This is a genomic window from Parashewanella spongiae (assembly GCF_004358345.1).
Taxonomy (GTDB): Bacteria; Pseudomonadota; Gammaproteobacteria; order Enterobacterales; family Shewanellaceae; genus Parashewanella; species Parashewanella spongiae.
Genome location: NZ_CP037952.1, coordinates 2,627,166 through 2,644,419, shown reverse-complemented (window position 1 = coordinate 2,644,419; position 17,254 = coordinate 2,627,166). Strand labels below are relative to the sequence as shown.

Genomic DNA, 17,254 nt, shown 5'->3' with positions numbered 1-17,254 from the left:
ATAACTATTTGCTGTAAGCTACGCCTTATATCAGCCACTTTTTCTACGCTTGAAAACGCAGTCTACTGATGTTTCAAGGTTAAATGCTAGATAAGTAAGTAACTTATAAAAAAGGAGAGCAAACGCTATCCTTTTTTAATCGTTTGAAATTTTTTATGGCTCTTGACGAGTAGAAGCTAAAACGATTTCACGAATACAAACGCTTTTTGGCTGTTGCCATGCATATAATGCAGCATCGGCAATCACATCAGGTCCAATTACAGAACCCATGCTTTCTTTCCATGACTCATAACCAGCGACAATATCTTTGTCCGTAGTATGGCCAAGTAATTCTGTTTCTACTGCTCCTGGAGCAATAGTAATCATACGAACATCAAAAGGAGCCACCTCTTCACGAATGTTCTCAGTCATTGCATGAACAGCAAACTTAGTGCCGCAATAGGCTGCATGATTGCCAAAGGTTTTACGACCAGCAACCGAGCTTACATTAATAATTGTTCCAGATTTACGGGCTTTCATGTTACCCAATACAGAATGAATACCATTCAGTACACCCATAACATTTACATCAACCATTTTCTGCCATTCAGCAGGGTCTTGAACATCAGCCGCTCCCAACAACATCACACCAGCATTATTTACTAAACATCCAACAGGCCCAAATTTAGCTTCAGCTTTTGTTATGGCAGCTTTCATTGCATCTAAATCAGTAACATCAATTTTTGCTGTCATGCAGTTGTCAAGTTTAAGCTCTTCCATGCGCTCAACACGACGCGCCAATAATAATAATGGGTGACCAGCATGACTAAATGCCTTGGCCATTGATGCACCGATGCCAGATGAAGCGCCTGTAATTACAACTAATTCTTTATTTTGTGAACTTGTCATTACTTTTACCTATAGTTGTTAACTAATTTAAAATCTAAAATTACGCGATTAAGCTCGATCAACCTTGAATCTGAAATCATTATATTGAGGCATCTAAAGAGTTTAAAATACTAATTTTAGTTGGATATGATAGTCTTTACCTATAGATAACCTCACTTTATCAATAAGCAATAACTATGATCGATTTAAGACTACTTCGCTTTTTCATCGCTATTTTCGAAGAAAACAACATTACTGCTGCCGCTTCTCGTTGCCATGTAAGCCAACCTTCATTATCTTCTGGTTTAAAACAGCTTGAAGAACAGCTGGGCGGCGCTTTATTTGAAAGAAGTAAAAAAGGTGTCAAAGCATTAGATAACGCAAATTATTTATACCCTTTAGCACTAAAACTTGTTGAAGAAGCAAAACAATTACCGGGGTTATTTCACGAAAAAGCCAGCCGAGTAAAATTCCGCTTAGCCGTTATGTCAGACTTAAGCCCGAGAAGACTCTCGGCAGTACTTGGCCACATCAACAACGCCATTGATCACTTAGATATCGAATTGGTTGATCACCTTAGTACCGCAGATGCAAGGCTAACAATTGAAGAATTACGTCATGAAGATGAAATATTCTTTCCTCTCTGGGAGGAAAACTATGTACTTTGTGTCCCAACAAATCACGAGTTAGCAAGCCACGAAAAAGTTCAGCCTGAACAACTACAAGGATTCAACTTTATTGAATGTCCACCTTGTAAGGCCCACCAGCAAACGATTGGTTTATTAGCTTGTAATCACATTTCCCTTAACTTAGTCGCCAAGGCTGAATCTAAATCACTTGTACAATCATTAGTGCTTGCTGGTTACGGGATAAGTTTTTTACCTGACGGCTTAATTGAAGATGAGTCAAGGCTATCCAGAGTAAATTTCGACGGTCCTAGGATGTTCCGTCGTATAGGTTTGTGTTACCCAGCGCACCAAAGTATTTCACCAAATCTGGCCGCAATTTTACGGTTTTTAAATCAGCAATATACTTTTACTGTATAGTTTGCACAATACAGTCACCTTTAAGTATATACCGACTATTTATTCAAGAGTGTGAATACATGAAAATATAATCCCGAATATTTTGTTACCTACTATGCAATACAATGAATAATTATATTTTATTGAGTAACATTAACTCACTAGGATGTGGGTTCATATAATAGGATTCTGTTATATATTGATTAGGATATTTCCTAAAATGATGTCTTAATAAGGTGATAGGCACAATCAGTGGTAACAAACAATTACGATAATCGTCTATCACTTCATTTAGCTCTGCTTTGTCGTCAGTGTCTAAATGTTTTTTTAGATATCCCTGAATATGCAATAAAGTATTACTATGGTTTTTTCTTGTTGCGACGAGCTTCAGTGTCTGCATCATGTTTTCAAGATAGTCATCAGCAATCGCATGCAAGCTGATATTTTCATTTCTTGAAAGTAAATTTCCGAGCTTTTTAGCTTTAGTCTGATTGTGACTCATTAAAACATACTTATGATTAGCATGAAATTTTTGAAGCTTAGATATTGAAACACCTTCTTGAAGCATTGCTTTCCAACGTGAATAAATGAACACACGTTGTATAAAATTTTCTCTTAAGTGGGGATCTTCAAGACGACCTTCCTCCTCAATAGGTAAGTAAGGAAAGTTTTCTATTAAACGCTTAGTGTATAGACCTATACCGTTTTTTGTAGGCATTCCACTATGATAAATTTTTACTCGCTCCATGCCACAACTTGGAGAATCTTTTTTTACAATATAACCACATAAATCTTGATGCCAAGATTTTTGTTCTTCTGATATTTCATAAAGGTCTTCAGTAACATCCAATTCTGCAGTCCTAGTGCCTACACAACGAATTTGATCATTTACTGAAACTAATCGTATTGACTCTCTGGGAATACCTAAACCAATTTCAACTTCTGGACAAAATGAATGAAATTCAAAGTAATCCTTTAAAACATTTGTCACATATGAGTTTTTTTTATGTCCCGAATCAAAACGAACCTTAGCGCCTAAAAGACAACTACTTATGCCCACTTTAATATGATGAGAAGACTCAACCATTAAACCCACCAAGAATGTTAACCATGTAGCATTGATATTAGTTGTTTTAAATAGATATTGATAGAAACTGGAATACCATCATGAAGGTGTTGTAAATAGCTTCGATGCGTACTTACGTTTCGGTAAATGTACATACGCATCTATAAAACATTTTTTGGCTATGTTCAGTCTCGCTTTAGAGTTAACACGAATGAAACGGGCACAGCAGTGCTAATACTGGATAAGGAAGCTATTTGCATTAATGCTTTAATTCCAGAACTTAAGTTAAAGTCGGAAGCATTGATGATAGTAGGTTTAACGCTAGTCACTACAACTTTACGATGTGACAACTTTACAATAAGCACTTCAAAGTTAATCCTTTTAATTTTACCATGAAGTGCTAGCTGAGCAGGGATCTCTTTAGTTTGTGTTGTACCTACAGGCATACTTTTCAATAAATTTTTAGGTAAATTAGCCGATAAAATAACCTTAGGATAGCGAGTAACATCAAATAGCATACTTTGCATTCTTTCGTTACGGATGTCGATGCCCGTCTCAACAGTCTTTAGTGGAATCGTTAACTCAAAATGACCATCAGATCTTATATTTCCCTCAATACCACTTAAAGAATGCGCTTCCGCTATTACTGATTTTTTTACAGAAACAAAGCTTACAGTAGAATCTTTTGAAGCGACATTCCATTCATGCGCGCTTACAATAGGGGCTGCAAATATAAATGCCAATGCAAAAAACCAAGTTTTCATTCTAATACCTTACCAATCTTTTAGGTTGGGCTGTCAGTTGGATTCTATTCTAAACTATATTAACTTTGAAATATCATTCTGTCATAACACATTGCTGTACAATTAAACTTTTGCGAGCCATGAATCGAAGGATTGAGCAAATTTATGTTTATCGGTTTGACTATACCCGGCTGGACCGCCTGTTTGCACGCCTGATCCTCGTAACTCATCCATGAAGTTACGCATAGAAAGCGCTTGACCGATATTATTTTTACCATAACGCTCTCCTCTTGGATTTATTACGCTCGCTTCCTTTCCTACAGCATCTGCCGCTAGAGGAATATCGGCTGTAATAACAAGATCGCCCGCATTTAAATGGTTAACAATATAATCATCGGCTACATCAAACCCTTGCTCTACTCGAATACAACTTAAATAGGGAGAAGGTGGAATACGAATTAACTGATTCGCAACAAAAATGGCTTTAATTGATTTTCTATCAGCCGCCCTGAAAATCATTTCTTTCACGGGGTTGGGACACGCATCTGCATCAACCCATATCGTAACTTCGCTCATTAATATATAACCTAAATACGCGAGACTCTCTATGAGCCTCTTTCTCTAAAATAAAAATTATGGTGCAAGTCGATCAATCTTCCAAATTTCGTTTGCTTCAACCGTTTCTTTAGAATACAAAAACCTATCATGAAGTCGATGCTCACCACCTTGCCAAAATTCTATTGAACTTGGCCTGACGATATATCCGCCCCAAAATTTAGGCAAAGGAACTTCCCCTTTTGAAAACTTTGCTTTCATTTCCTTAAATTTAATTTCAAGTGCTTGTCTCGCTGACAACTTACTTGATTGATCGGACACCCAAGCGGCGATTTGGCTTTCTTTGGGACGAGATAAAAAATATTTAAGTACTTCTGTTGACGATAATTGCTCCGCTTCACCACAGATAGCAACTTGACGCTCAATCGAGTGCCAAGGAAACAGGAGGTTTACCTTCGAATTATTTTGAATGTGTTGCGCTTTTCGGCTTTCTAAATTTGTAAAAAATACAAATCCGTTTTCATCAAAACGCTTTAATAAGACAATTCTCTGAAATGGCTGCCCTGAATCATCAACTGTCGCAACGACCATAGCCGTTGGATCAATGAGCTCAGCATTTCTTGTTTGTTCCATCCATTTACTAAATAGCTCAAAAGGGCTTTCAGGAAGGTCAGCACTTCTTAACCCATCTTTGGTATATTCTCTTCTGATTTCACTTAAATCCATATTCAATAATCCTTACTTCACTAACCCTTGAGAAATCGCCCAAATGTGTAGCATTTCAAGTCCTAAAGTTGCACCTGCAAGTGCCGTAATTTCTGATGAATCATAGGCTGGAGCTACTTCCACAACATCCATACCAACTATATTTAATCCTTGTAAGCCACGAATAATTTTCATTGCTTTATCGCTGGTTAAACCGCCACAAACTGGAGTACCTGTTCCCGGTGCAAATGCTGGATCTAAACAATCAATGTCGAAAGTCAGATAAACAGGTAAGTCACCTACTCGCTGTTTAATTTGAGCAACAATATCGTTAGCTGAAAGATCATTTGCTGTTGCAGCATCAATGACCTTAAATAAATGATCATCTTTTGTGTATTCAGTTCTGATACCTATTTGCACGGAATTGCTAGCATCAATAATGCCTTCTTTGGGTGCATGATAAAACATCGTACCATGATCGTACTTACTGCCTTGGCTATAAGTATCTGTATGAGCATCGAAGTGAATCAACGCCATTTTTCCATATCTTTTGAAGTGGGCACGTAATAACGGTAAAGTGACAAAGTGATCTCCACCAAAACTTAATAAGCCCTTACCTGACTCTACGATTTTACTGGCAAAGTCTTCTACTCGTTTTGTAAAATCTGCCGAGTCTCCACAATCAAAAACTAAATCTCCTGCATCAACCATTTTTACATGCTGGCTTAAGCTAAAATCCCACGGCCAACGAGTTTCTTCCCATGCAAGGTTTGTTGAAACTTGGCGTATAGCACCAGGACCCATTCTTCCACCTGAACGCCCCGTGGTCGCCATATCAAATGGTAAACCTATAACAACGACATCTGCGTCACTCTCGCAAGGATTAAAATTTAATGGTTGACGTAAATAACCAAATGCATTCGAATATAATGAATAGTCGGGTTTGTCCGCTATCGTCGTCATTTTTGCTCCAAATTGACCAAAGCCAAAATTTTTAAATTAATTCTACTGTTATTTTCTGACATGCTGGAAATTGATGATATTTAAATGAAACATCATCCCCTGAGAGAACAGTTAAATCATAACTGTTTGTATTTTTATCAGATTCAAAAGAAACAGGTAAATTGTGTGTTGAATTAAAGCCAATAACATCCCAAGTTTTGGGGTTAAAAAGCATTATAAGTTTTTGTAAAATATGATTCGATGATTGAATCAAGTCTATATTCGTTTCAAAACTAACATAGGAATTAGGTTCTTGAGGTGTAATATGAACTGTAAAATATTTCTCACCTTTGATTCCATTGATTGAATAACCAACAGGATCAAACTTATGATCATCAATGATGAATTCAGCAAAATCAGTACTTAAATCTAAAAAGTTTCGAATATTTTCTTTTGTTTGACAGCTACGGCGTAAATAGTCTGAAAATTCACCTGATATTTGATACATCAGTAATTCAGTGCAAGCTGGTTTTTTATATTCTGGCGTTTTCTTTTCTGTTGTAAAGAGGTAATGATGATGGCCACCAGCGTCGCCAATCAAGAAAGCCTCTCCAGAAAGCTGACTTTTTAACTTTTCAACATCCGCGTTAAATGTAGTTACTTGTAGGTGAGCACGATGTTCGTTTTTTCTTTGGTATCGTACGAACTCAATAAGTTCGTGTCCTATTTCATCAATGAACGTCATCACAGAGTTTATAAGCTCCGTGTTTCCACATGTTAACATCAAAAAACGATCTTCCCATACAAACAAACTTGATTCACTTAATATGTAAGCATCGCAACATTCGTTCGTTGTGACTGATAGAACTTCTGCATTAGCTTGTTCAACAATATGTTTCCAGAAACTTACGCTGTAATCTCTCAGAGAATCAGAATTCTGAGATACGATAATTTCTACTTTTTTTTCTGAGGCTTCGTAAAACATTGCTTACCTAATGTCTTCTAGGTAGGTATAACCCTCAAGCCCTAATTGCAGCTCTTCAAGTATGCTTTCCCGTTCAAATTCAGGAATATGTTTATGCACTAAGTCCTCGTAAGTTTGCAAAAAACTTAACGCGTCTTGATTAACATAACCGAGCACATCTGCAACAGAATCGCCAGCTAATACTGACTCAATTACTGTTTCTCCTTTATCGTCTACGCGGACAACAGCAGAGTTCGTGTCTCCAAATAAATTATGAATGTCGCCTAAGATCTCTTGATACGCTCCCACCATAAAGAAACCGATTAAATAGGGACTATTAGCATCCCAAGTCGGTACTGGCAAGGTTGTTTCGATGCCTTGACCATCTACATATTGATCAACAACACCATCAGAATCACAGGTAATATCCAGCATAACAGCACGTCGCTTAGGGGGTTTCTCTAGACCAGATAAAGGCAACACTGGAAATACTTGGTCAATTCCCCATGCATCTGGCAGTGATTGGAATAACGAGAAGTTAACAAAGAACTTGTCGGCTAGCTTTTCATTTAACTCATCGATTATTGGTCGGTGATATCGATTTTTACTACTCAACAGCCCTTGCACTTCATGGCAAACACGTAAATTTGCTTGTTCAACCCAAGCACGTTCTTCTAGCGATAACTGTCCTAACGCAAACAAGGAATGGGCTTCAGCTAAATCACTTTGAGTATCGTGATAAATCTCAATCAAAGCTCTATGACTTACGCCCCCAAGAACTTCTGTCCACGACAACCACATGTTATGCAACAACTGTGGTGCATCTTCCTTTGGCTCTTCGATTTGCTCAGGCTGATAAGCTTCTGTTCCAATGACATCAGTGATCAAAACCGCATGATGCGCCGTTAAATTTCTGCCTGATTCAGATATAATTCTGGGCATAGGCTGTTGATACTCACGGCAAATATCAGTAAGTACATGAACAATGTTATTGGCATATTCTGTTAAGCCATAATTCATAGAATTACTGCTCTGGCTTCGTGTACCGTCATAATCGACAGCTAAACCACCACCAACATCAAAACAATCAATTTTAGCGCCAAGTTTTCTGAGTTCACAATAAAAGCGACCCGCTTCACTCACGCCTTGTCTAATATCGCGGATATTTGCGATTTGAGAGCCTAAATGAAAGTGCAACAGTTGCAAAGACTCAAGCTTGTCATTATCTTTTAATTCGTCAACAACCTTTAAAACTTGTGCGGCTGACAGTCCAAACTTTGACTTTTCGCCACCACTTGCCTGCCACTTCCCTTTGCCTTGAAACGCTAATCGAGCACGTAAACCTAACCTTGGCGTTACACCTAAAGATTCTGCCTCGGCCAATACCATTTCAAGTTCAGACATCTTCTCTAAGACGATATAAACCTTATGGCCCAGCTTTTCACCGATAAGAGCAAGTCTAATATATTCTTTATCTTTATAACCATTGCACACAATAACAGAACTGACTTTTTGTGCCGTAGCCAAAACCGCCATTAATTCTGGTTTACTTCCAGCTTCAAGACCTAGTTGCGGCGCTGATTTTCCGCGCTGACTCTCGACAATTTCTTCAACCACTGTTTTTTGCTGGTTGACTTTAATTGGGTAAACCAATAAATAATCAGCTTCATATTCATACTTTTTAATGGCTTGATCAAAAGCTCTACAAAGACTGTGAACTCTGTGATGTAGAATTTGAGGGAAACGAACAAGCACAGGAAGGGAAACTCCTGCAGACACCATGTCATGAGCCAGCTGATTCAAACCAATTTGGTTTTCAGCTTTGGTTGGATCTGGTGAAACAGTGACTTCACCACCATCACTGATACCAAAAAAGCCCTGACTCCAATGAGTTACGTTATAACCAACACGTGCATCATTTATAGACCAATTATTCATCGTTACAAGCCTGTCCATTTATTAAACTGTTTAAACTATTTTGTGATATTAAAACTAACTCAATCAGTATTGTTCAAACATAGATAAGTGCATTTACTATATAGAAATTCATATACTTCTCATCAAGAAGAAGCGCAATTTAACCCTGCTTATATAAGCATTGCAAGCAAGAATGTGCTCTAACTATCTAAATATCTACAGGCAAGTCTTAAAAAGCAAATATTTACCGTAACTAGCACTATAGTATTACCTTCATCTCTTTTGTAGATCGCGTTATAATCGCTACTTAAATTGACGTAATTCAGAGATACAAATGGTTAAACTTGGTAGATACGCGACACTTGAAGTCGTAAAGGTAGTTGATTTTGGTGTTTACCTAAATGGTAATGATTTCGGACAAGTATTGTTGCCCCGAAAACACCAACCTAAAGACTGCCAAGTTGGTGATAAAGTTCGAGTATTTTTATATCTAGATTCAAACGATGTTATCGTTGCAACTACTCAGCGCCCAAGAGCCCAAGTTGGTGAATTCGCAAACTTAAAAGTTATCGCTAATAACAAAGTTGGTGCGTTTCTAGATTGGGGATTAGATAAAGACTTATTACTTCCCTTTTCTGAACAAAAAAGACCCGCTGAAGAAGGTCGATCTCAAATTGTTTATGTCCACGTAAACCACGCAGATGAGCGCATAATGGCTAGCGCAAAAATCGATCGATTTCTCGATAAAGAACCTGCAAACTATGCAAATGGTGAAGAGGTGAACCTAATTATTGCCGAAAAAACTGAACTTGGTTTCAAAGCCATTATTAATAGCGCACATTGGGGGGTGGTTTTTCGTAACGAAGTATTCCAACCTCTCCACTATGGACAAAAACTAAAAGGGTTTATTAAGCAAGTTCGTGCTGATGGTAAAATCGACCTAGTTCTACAAAAATCGGGAAAACAAGAACTTGATAAGTATGCGAACACGATACTCATTAAACTTAAACAAGCTGATGGCTTCTTACCTTTGACCGATAAAACTGACGCTGAATTGATTTACGAGACGTTATCTATGAGCAAAAAAGCCTTTAAGAAAACCATAGGTGGATTGTTTAAGAAACAACTTATCACAATCCAATCCGACGGCATTAAAATTAACAGCTTATAAGTTAAATTTTATCATTAATTTTCGATAGCGGTTACCGCTATCGATGTCAGTTCTCTGACCTATCAAGTCAACTAACTGGTATCTTTAGCCTCTGCATTAAAATTTTAAGTTCATTAAGTTTGCCTTTGCTCATTGAGCTTGCTCTTGCAGATTCCAATATTCCTTTACCATTGATATCAGAAGGATCGATATATTCCATCGCGGGTTCTAAAATCTTAATGATAAAATCGTACTTGCCATTTTCAGCTGCGACCACAAGTGGCGTTTTTAACTCTGCATTTTGTACAAATATATAGCGCGGTTTCAAGCGAAGCACTGCCAAAGCACCTCCATAGTTATCACTCTTAATTGCTTCAGAAAAAGAGGTTTCTCTACAATTTTTGGTATCACCGTGGTGCCAAACACCATCTTTATTCTCTCTATATTTAACAAATAATCTTCTTATTTCACGGCGATCTACTTCAACTATTTCTAAATTTTCTGCGCATTCACTATCGATTTGAAACTCAAATACTTCAATAGCTGAATTCAAATATTTTAATACATTCCTGCAGTTAACAACCTCCCCACTAGGGACAAGTCTATTAATTGCAACTAAACAAATATCTTTTCCTTGATTTTTTCTAAGGGCAGTATTTAACTTTGTTACTTTTTCTTGAACTATAAGCAAGTTTTCATCTTTACCTAGTGATGCTAATTCATTTTGTAAGTCACAAAGTCTGTTAAAAATTGGAGGATCCAGTTGATAATATTTTATAATAGGTGCTAGACCTGCTGAATCAAATGTTGGATCATCAAATGACGGAGTTGCTTGAAGCTCTTTTACTGATGAAGGAAATAAATCACCTAGATTCTCGTAGCACAATCGATCAGCCAGTCGCTGAGAACTCCTTAGCATTTCGTGTGACATAAGCTACTCTCCAAACTGTGAACAATAAGCGGCAAGTCTAAACAATAAGTTATAAAGATAAATTAAAATAAAATAAAATTAATTATTATTTATAACTTTAATCCTAAAAATGTGTACTTTTCAAACTTACATTCTGTAAATAAATCATTAATTTTATTAGAGGCTTATATGCTCCATCACAACATAACTTATTGTATGAAGAATTTTATACGTTCTTCTCTGTAGGAATTAATAAATTAAACACTTATTTATTATTTCTTTGATTGCATTAATACTTTGAGGCACTAATGCATTAGTGGATAGGTATTAAAAGAGCTGTAATTCTTTCAAACGGAAGGCAATTGGCTTACTACAAGGAAGTTTTGATAATTAATTTTTATATTGAATCTAATCTTTTTAATCAAGATTAGATAAAGATGGTACCCGAGGCCAGACTTGAACTGGCACGCCTATTAAGCGAGGGATTTTAAATCCCTTGTGTCTACCGATTCCACCACTCGGGCATATTGAGTGCGATTACCTTTCAATAATCAAATTGTGGAGGCGCGACCCGGAGTCGAACCGAGATCGACGGATTTGCAATCCGCAGCATAGCCATTCTGCCATCGCGCCGTCTATCTTAAACATTGGAGCGACATATCGGGTTCGAACCGATGACCTATACCTTGGCAAGGTATCGCTCTACCAACTGAGCTAATGTCGCTTTGTTTCTTAATCCAAAGTCTTAGTTAACTTGAGTTCTCCTTGACTTCGGATTGGCATTTTACGGATTTAGTCTTCACTGTCAACAACTGTTTCGACATTAAATTCTGTTTGAACAGTTTATGTTCTAGATGCGTGTCAAACGCACTATTCTTGGGTTAAATCTTCCCAGGCGGCCTTGATGTAGCTTATCATCGACCAAAATGTTAATACGGCTGCAATATATAATAAGAAGTATGCAAGGTAGATCATAAATTGATTATATTGCCAAATTAAACCAACAATCGCAGTCATCTGCAAAGCCGTTTTATATTTGCCTACCCATGAGACGGCAACAACACCTCTTTTTCCAATTTCAGCCATCCATTCACGCAATGCTGATATAACAATTTCTCGACCAACCATTATAACGGCGGGTATCGTTAGCCAAATTGAACTGTACTGCTCAACAAGAAGTAATAATGCTAAAACCACCATAAGTTTATCAGCAACGGGATCGAGGAAAGCACCAAATCGAGTCGATTGTTTAAGTTTACGAGCGGCATAACCATCCAATGCATCTGTTATAGCCGCTAGCCAAAATGCAAAGGCAGCGGCAAAAGCAGCCCAGTGAAAAGGAAGGTAAAAAAGAACGATAAAAACAGGCACCAAGAACAAACGAAAGAGTGTTAAGGCAATAGGTAGATTAAACGGCATCATGTAATCACTTTATTGAAGATACTGGTAATCTTGCCTGATTTTTACTACCCCCGCAATGAATCATAAATTGTTTGAGCCATTTCTGTGCTAATTCCAGGCACTTTTGTTAATTCAGCTACGCTTGCACTTTTAACTTCTTGTATTCCGCCTAAAAATTGCAGTAATACCTTACGACGTTTAGGGCCAATACCGGGAATAGACTCGAGCGTTGAAACATTTCTGGATTTTTGTCTTTTATTGCGGTGACCGGTTATCGCAAAGCGATGGGACTCATCCCTAATATGCTGAATAAGATGTAAGGCAGGAGAATCGCTATCTAATGAAAACTTGGCTTCTGACTCACCAAAAATTAACGTTTCTAACCCTGGTTTACGCCCTTCACCTTTTGCGACACCAATAAGTGTTGGCGGATTGTCTAAATTAATACATTTTTCATCAACAATCTTTTGAGCAATACGTAATTGCCCTATTCCACCATCGATGAACAATAGATCAGGTATTTTTCCGTCATTCGTTACTTTATCAAACCGACGAGAAATAGCTTGTGCCATTGCAGCATAATCATCACCTGGTGTTATTCCATTTATATTATATCGACGGTAATCAGCCTTATATGGTCCTTCACGATTAAATACTACACATGATGCAACGGTACTTTCCCCCATGGTATGGCTGATATCAAAGCATTCCATACGACTAATTGCTTCATTAATCTCTAATGCTTCTTGCAATAACAAAAAGCGTTGTTCCACCGTATTTTTGTGAGCGAGTTTCGTCACCACCGAGTTAACAGCATTCGATTGAGCTAACCGTAAAAAGCTTGCTCTTTCACCGCGTACATTCGATTTTATACTGACATTTTTACCTATCGAGAGGCTAATGGCTTGTTCAAGTTGGTGAAGCTCCTCGCACATATCGCCGATAATGATATCAGTAGGAACAGTTCGTTGAGTTTCTTTACTGAGATAAAATTGGCTTATAAAGGAGCTTAGTACTTCATTAAGCTCTGTATTTGCCGGAATAGCTGGATAATAACTCCTGCTGCCAAATATCTTACCTGTTCGAATAAACAGAATATGAAAACAAGCAATACCTGATTGATAGTTCACACCAATTACGTCCATATTGCCACTGGCTGTAGTTACTTCTTGTTGCTCAGCCACCTTTCTTAGCGCAGATATTTGATCACGAAATTCAGCCGCATGCTCGTAATCAAAGATTTGTGCGGCTAACTCCATTTTTGTTACCAGTTTTGATATCACTTGCTGATCTTTACCCTTTAAGAACAACTCAACAAGCTTTACTTGCTCTCCATATTCTTCATCTGTAACTTTGCTAACACAAGGTGCGCTGCAGCGTTTCAATTGATATTGTAAACAAGGGCGAGAACGCGACTTATAATAAATGTCTGAACACTGCCTGATTGGGAAAATTTTTTGCAATAGATGCAAACTTTCTCTTACCGCTCCGCCGTTTGGATAAGGTCCAAAATATTGCCCCTTATCTCGACGAGACCCGCGGTGATATGCTAGTCGTGGATGCTTATGCTTACTTAATAATATATAAGGATACGATTTATCATCACGAAGCAATACATTATATTTCGGCATATATTGTTTGATGTAATCATTTTCTAAGATCAATGCATCGGTTTCACTATGGGTGACGGTTACATCAATATTTGCAATATTTTTGACTAACGCTTGTGTTTTAATATTATCAACATTTGTACGAAAATATGATGAAAGCCGTTTTTTTAAATCTTTTGCTTTCCCTACATAAATCACTTTATCTGCCGCATCGTACATTCGATATACACCAGCAGAACTTGAAACTGTTTTGAGAAACTCATGTGGATCAAACGGAATTAAAACAGGAGTGGTCATAATTGTAACCGGTTGAAAATTAGAGCCAAACTAACTCCAACTTAGTATGTATAAATTAATCAAAATTGTCTTGTATCAAGCATCTTATGACGAATAGCTAAACGTGTTAACTCAACATCGCCATTGATTTTAAGTTTAGCAAAGAGCCTGTACCTATAACTATTCACCGTTTTAGTACTTAGATTTAATTTTTCAGAAATTTCTGTGATTTTATCACCATTAGTGATCATCATTGTTATCTGTAACTCTCGCTCTGATAATGAAGTAAAAGGGTTTTCGTCAAGGTTACTGACTTGGCTAAGTGCCATTTGTTGAGCGATTTCAGGTGAAAGATAACGCAAACCATGTGCAACTTGACGAATTGCTTTAATCATTTCTGGTGGGCTAGCGCTTTTGGTTAAATAGCCAAAAGCGCCAGCTTGCATAACTTTAGTTGGCAAAGGATCTTCACAATGAATAGTTAGTATAATAATTTTGGCGTGAGGTTGATAACGTGCAATTTTTTTTGTTGCTTCTAATCCGCCCATTCCGGGCATATTCATATCCATTAGAATCACATCAACTTCATTGCTACGACACCATTGAACTGCCGTTTCGCCATCAGGGGCTTCACCTACAACACTAAATGATTTTTCATCTTCAAGAATACGGCGGATACCTATTCGGACTAATTCATGATCATCGACTAAATATATGTTTATCAATTTAAATCTACCTTCGAGCCATATTACATCTTAAATTCGAGTTCAATCTACCCCATCTATCTGTATTATAAAAGCAATATTTGCTGATGCTAATATAAAAAACCATCAAAATTAAAAATGTAAAATAAATTGCTCAAACTTACCACAACTGGTTGTTATTCTCTTATCTATCTATGACAAACATGGCATTATTCATCTATTCAATTGTCGAATGGTATCAGGCAGCTAATGGCTAAAATTTTGTTAGTCGCAAACTTAAATTGTGATCGTGTACTTCACCTTGATAAACCTATTCAATTAGGAGGTCGCTTTCATTATCAAGATGGGCATAAACGATTAGGTGGTGGTGGTGCCAATACTGGGATAGGGTTAGCTTTTGCTCATCATCAAGTATCTTTAGTCAGTGAAGTCGGACAAGATCCGTTAGGCGATTGGTTGATCAATGAAGCAACAGACAAAGGTATAGATTGCACTTTTGTTAAAAGAAGAACAGAACCAACACAAGACTTAATGTTGTTAATCACCCCTGAAGGTGAACGGACAATTATTCGCCCTCATAGACCTACATTAGAATTAGGTATTCCTCATTGCTGGGAATATTGGGATGCGTTATATCTCAATACATCAGCTCAAGGTGCTACAAGTTGGAGCAAAACAGCACTATCAAAAACATTGGTTGTAGCTCAACTTGGAAAAGATAACCGTGAGCGACCATGCCATGTACTCATCTCATCTGAGGCCGACATGCTTGACCGAAGTCACTTAAATGGGTGGGAATTTGGGCTTAAGATTGCAGGGGAATCTTTACAATACTTTATTGTTACGAATGGAGAGCATGGAGCCACACTCTATACTTCTGAACAGCAAATAACTGTTTCAGTTCGTAAGACTGCTGTGGTTGATTCTACTGGTGCTGGTGATGCTTACGCAGCAGGCTTAATACATGGTTTAGTGACGAGAATGACAATAACTGAAGCTATGAAAGAGGCTGCTCAGTGGGCTTCATGTGCAGTAACTAGCGCAAGTTCTATTCCCGACATGAACTTAAAACGCTATTTATCATTAGTTAAGTGAAGTCAACAAAGCAAAAAGGCTACTCAATTGAGTAGCCTTTTCTTAATGTGGCGGAGGAGCAGGGATTTGAACCCTGGAACGGGATAAACCGTTGCCGGTTTTCAAGACCGGTGCATTCGACCACTCTGCCACCCCTCCGAACGCTGTGAATAATATATAGGAGCTCAGTTGATGTAAAGTTGAATTTCAATTTTTTTGATTGAATGTCTAACTATTCAACTCCTTGCTGAAAAATAATTCGATAATATATAAAAGCTGTTGAATATTCACTCTGTAACTACTATTGTTTATTGTTCGTTACAATGAATTTTTTTCATGGCAAAGGAGAGCCCTGCAATGCTTTCTGAATCACTACTTAATATTATTGATACAGTTTCTCGACTTGGCAGCTTCACCGCTGCTGCAAACTATTTGAACAAAGTCCCTTCAGCAATTAGCTATTCAATTAAGCAAGTTGAAGATGAGCTTGGCACTCCTTTATTTGTGCGACATCATAGAAGTGTAACTTTAACGCCCGCTGGTGAGCATTTCCTTAAGGTCTCACGTGATTTACTTAAGCAATTACAGGATGTTAAACACTCTACCCAACGAGTCGCAAATAATTGGCAACCGACGATTTGTATTACTTTCGACAGTTTAGTGCGCGCGGATAAAATTAGCGCATTAATCGCCCATTTTTATAAAAAATTTGACGATGTTGAGCTCATTGTTCGTCTTGGTGTGTTCAATGGAGTGCTTGAAAGCTTAGTTACAGGGCAAAGTGATTTAGCCATTGGCGCGACAGCTGCAATACCAAACGGCGGCTATTTTAAATACATTAATATGGGAAAAGTTGATTGGATATTTTGCGTCAACAGTAAACACCCTTTATCTACGTCTGATATCCCTTTAACCGATGAATCTCTTAGGCAATACCCTGTAGTTTGTATTGAAGACACAGCAAAAGAGACACCAAAGAGAGAGTTATGGCGATTGGCTAATCAACGAAGAATTGTTGTACCTGACTGGATAAGAGCCATTAATTGCGTCAGTTCAGGCTTAGGGGTAGGTTTTTTTCCACGCCATCTTGTTGATATATTTATCAGTTCTGGACGATTAGTCGAAATGAAACTTGAAAGCCCTATATTATCTGAGCCTTGCTGTATTGCTTGGAATGACAACAAAAGATCAACTGAGCTAGAGTGGCTACTTGATTATGTTGGTAGTACTGAAAACATGCACAAAGAATGGTTAAGTTAATCTTTCTCACGACTTAACTAAGCTAAAATGATAAAGTAATAATAGTGTTAGTGAACTTTAGAGCAAAATATCAGGTCTAACATTC

Annotated in this window: 16 protein-coding genes and 4 tRNA genes; 4 read left to right on the top strand and 16 right to left on the bottom strand. The window is 37.6% G+C overall.

Translation table 11 applies throughout. The features are described 5' to 3' along the window. Positions 1-153: 153 nt before the first annotated feature. A complete protein-coding gene (locus tag E2I05_RS10265; RefSeq protein ID WP_121851932.1) occupies positions 154-888 on the bottom strand; it encodes an SDR family oxidoreductase in 735 nt (244 codons plus the stop codon). Positions 889-1,064: 176 nt separating this feature from the next. Here E2I05_RS10265 and E2I05_RS10260 point away from each other — a divergent pair, with 176 nt between their 5' ends. Continuing rightward, positions 1,065-1,913, top strand: coding sequence for a LysR family transcriptional regulator (locus E2I05_RS10260; RefSeq protein ID WP_121851933.1), 849 nt, complete (start codon positions 1,065-1,067; stop codon positions 1,911-1,913). Between the two features lie 112 nt (positions 1,914-2,025). Here E2I05_RS10260 and E2I05_RS10255 read toward each other — a convergent pair whose 3' ends face one another. From E2I05_RS10255 to speA, 7 genes are all read right to left on the bottom strand, one after another. After that, the gene (locus E2I05_RS10255; protein WP_121851934.1) at positions 2,026-2,979 is read right to left on the bottom strand and encodes a YbgA family protein; all 954 of its coding nucleotides are present in this window, start codon (positions 2,977-2,979) and stop codon (positions 2,026-2,028) included. A 164-nt stretch (positions 2,980-3,143) separates the two neighbouring features. Next, positions 3,144-3,722 carry a YceI family protein gene (locus E2I05_RS10250; protein WP_121851935.1) on the bottom strand — a complete coding sequence of 193 codons (579 nt, stop codon included), beginning with the start codon at positions 3,720-3,722 and terminating at the stop codon, positions 3,144-3,146. Positions 3,723-3,824: 102 nt separating this feature from the next. Further along, entirely contained in the window at positions 3,825-4,277 is a 453-nt protein-coding gene (locus E2I05_RS10245; RefSeq protein WP_121851936.1) for a YaiI/YqxD family protein, read from the bottom strand. A 57-nt stretch (positions 4,278-4,334) separates the two neighbouring features. Continuing rightward, on the bottom strand, positions 4,335-4,982 hold the full coding sequence (gene pdxH, locus E2I05_RS10240; RefSeq protein ID WP_121851937.1) for a pyridoxamine 5'-phosphate oxidase: 648 nt from the start codon (positions 4,980-4,982) through the stop codon (positions 4,335-4,337). 12 nt (positions 4,983-4,994) lie between these two features. After that, entirely contained in the window at positions 4,995-5,924 is a 930-nt protein-coding gene (gene speB, locus E2I05_RS10235) for an agmatinase (RefSeq protein ID WP_121851938.1), read from the bottom strand. Between the two features lie 31 nt (positions 5,925-5,955). Next, complete coding sequence (locus E2I05_RS10230; RefSeq protein WP_121851939.1) at positions 5,956-6,888, bottom strand: adenosylmethionine decarboxylase; 933 nt, start codon at positions 6,886-6,888, stop codon at positions 5,956-5,958. 3 nt (positions 6,889-6,891) lie between these two features. Then, on the bottom strand, positions 6,892-8,805 hold the full coding sequence (speA, locus tag E2I05_RS10225; protein WP_121851940.1) for a biosynthetic arginine decarboxylase: 1,914 nt from the start codon (positions 8,803-8,805) through the stop codon (positions 6,892-6,894). Between the two features lie 313 nt (positions 8,806-9,118). Here speA and E2I05_RS10220 point away from each other — a divergent pair, with 313 nt between their 5' ends. Then, positions 9,119-9,955: a CvfB family protein gene (locus tag E2I05_RS10220; protein ID WP_121851941.1), complete on the top strand. Its 837-nt coding sequence runs from the start codon at positions 9,119-9,121 to the stop codon at positions 9,953-9,955. Positions 9,956-10,022: 67 nt separating this feature from the next. Here the strand turns inward: E2I05_RS10220 and E2I05_RS10215 are convergent, their stop codons facing one another. From E2I05_RS10215 to uvrY, 7 genes are all read right to left on the bottom strand, one after another. Then, positions 10,023-10,865 (bottom strand): hypothetical protein, encoded by an 843-nt coding sequence (locus E2I05_RS10215; RefSeq protein WP_121851942.1) that lies wholly within the window; start codon positions 10,863-10,865, stop codon positions 10,023-10,025. Positions 10,866-11,282: 417 nt separating this feature from the next. Further along, a tRNA-Leu gene (locus E2I05_RS10210) sits at positions 11,283-11,368 on the bottom strand. Positions 11,369-11,403: 35 nt separating this feature from the next. Further along, a tRNA-Cys gene (locus E2I05_RS10205) sits at positions 11,404-11,477 on the bottom strand. 15 nt (positions 11,478-11,492) lie between these two features. Continuing rightward, positions 11,493-11,568, bottom strand: a tRNA-Gly gene (locus E2I05_RS10200). Positions 11,569-11,714: 146 nt separating this feature from the next. Next, positions 11,715-12,263 (bottom strand): CDP-diacylglycerol--glycerol-3-phosphate 3-phosphatidyltransferase, encoded by a 549-nt coding sequence (gene pgsA / locus E2I05_RS10195; RefSeq protein WP_121851969.1) that lies wholly within the window; start codon positions 12,261-12,263, stop codon positions 11,715-11,717. Positions 12,264-12,310: 47 nt separating this feature from the next. Further along, positions 12,311-14,152, bottom strand: a complete 1,842-nt coding sequence (gene uvrC, locus E2I05_RS10190) for an excinuclease ABC subunit UvrC (protein WP_121851943.1) — start codon at positions 14,150-14,152, stop codon at positions 12,311-12,313. A gap of 59 nt (positions 14,153-14,211) precedes the next feature. Continuing rightward, positions 14,212-14,856: a UvrY/SirA/GacA family response regulator transcription factor gene (gene uvrY, locus E2I05_RS10185; protein ID WP_121851944.1), complete on the bottom strand. Its 645-nt coding sequence runs from the start codon at positions 14,854-14,856 to the stop codon at positions 14,212-14,214. A 228-nt stretch (positions 14,857-15,084) separates the two neighbouring features. Here uvrY and E2I05_RS10180 point away from each other — a divergent pair, with 228 nt between their 5' ends. Further along, positions 15,085-15,930 (top strand): PfkB family carbohydrate kinase, encoded by an 846-nt coding sequence (locus E2I05_RS10180; protein WP_121851945.1) that lies wholly within the window; start codon positions 15,085-15,087, stop codon positions 15,928-15,930. A 48-nt stretch (positions 15,931-15,978) separates the two neighbouring features. Here the strand turns inward: E2I05_RS10180 and E2I05_RS10175 are convergent. Further along, positions 15,979-16,068, bottom strand: a tRNA-Ser gene (locus E2I05_RS10175). A gap of 198 nt (positions 16,069-16,266) precedes the next feature. Between E2I05_RS10175 and punR the strand changes: the two genes are divergently transcribed. Further along, positions 16,267-17,169, top strand: a complete 903-nt coding sequence (gene punR, locus E2I05_RS10170) for a DNA-binding transcriptional activator PunR (protein ID WP_121851946.1) — start codon at positions 16,267-16,269, stop codon at positions 17,167-17,169. Positions 17,170-17,254 lie beyond the last annotated feature (85 nt).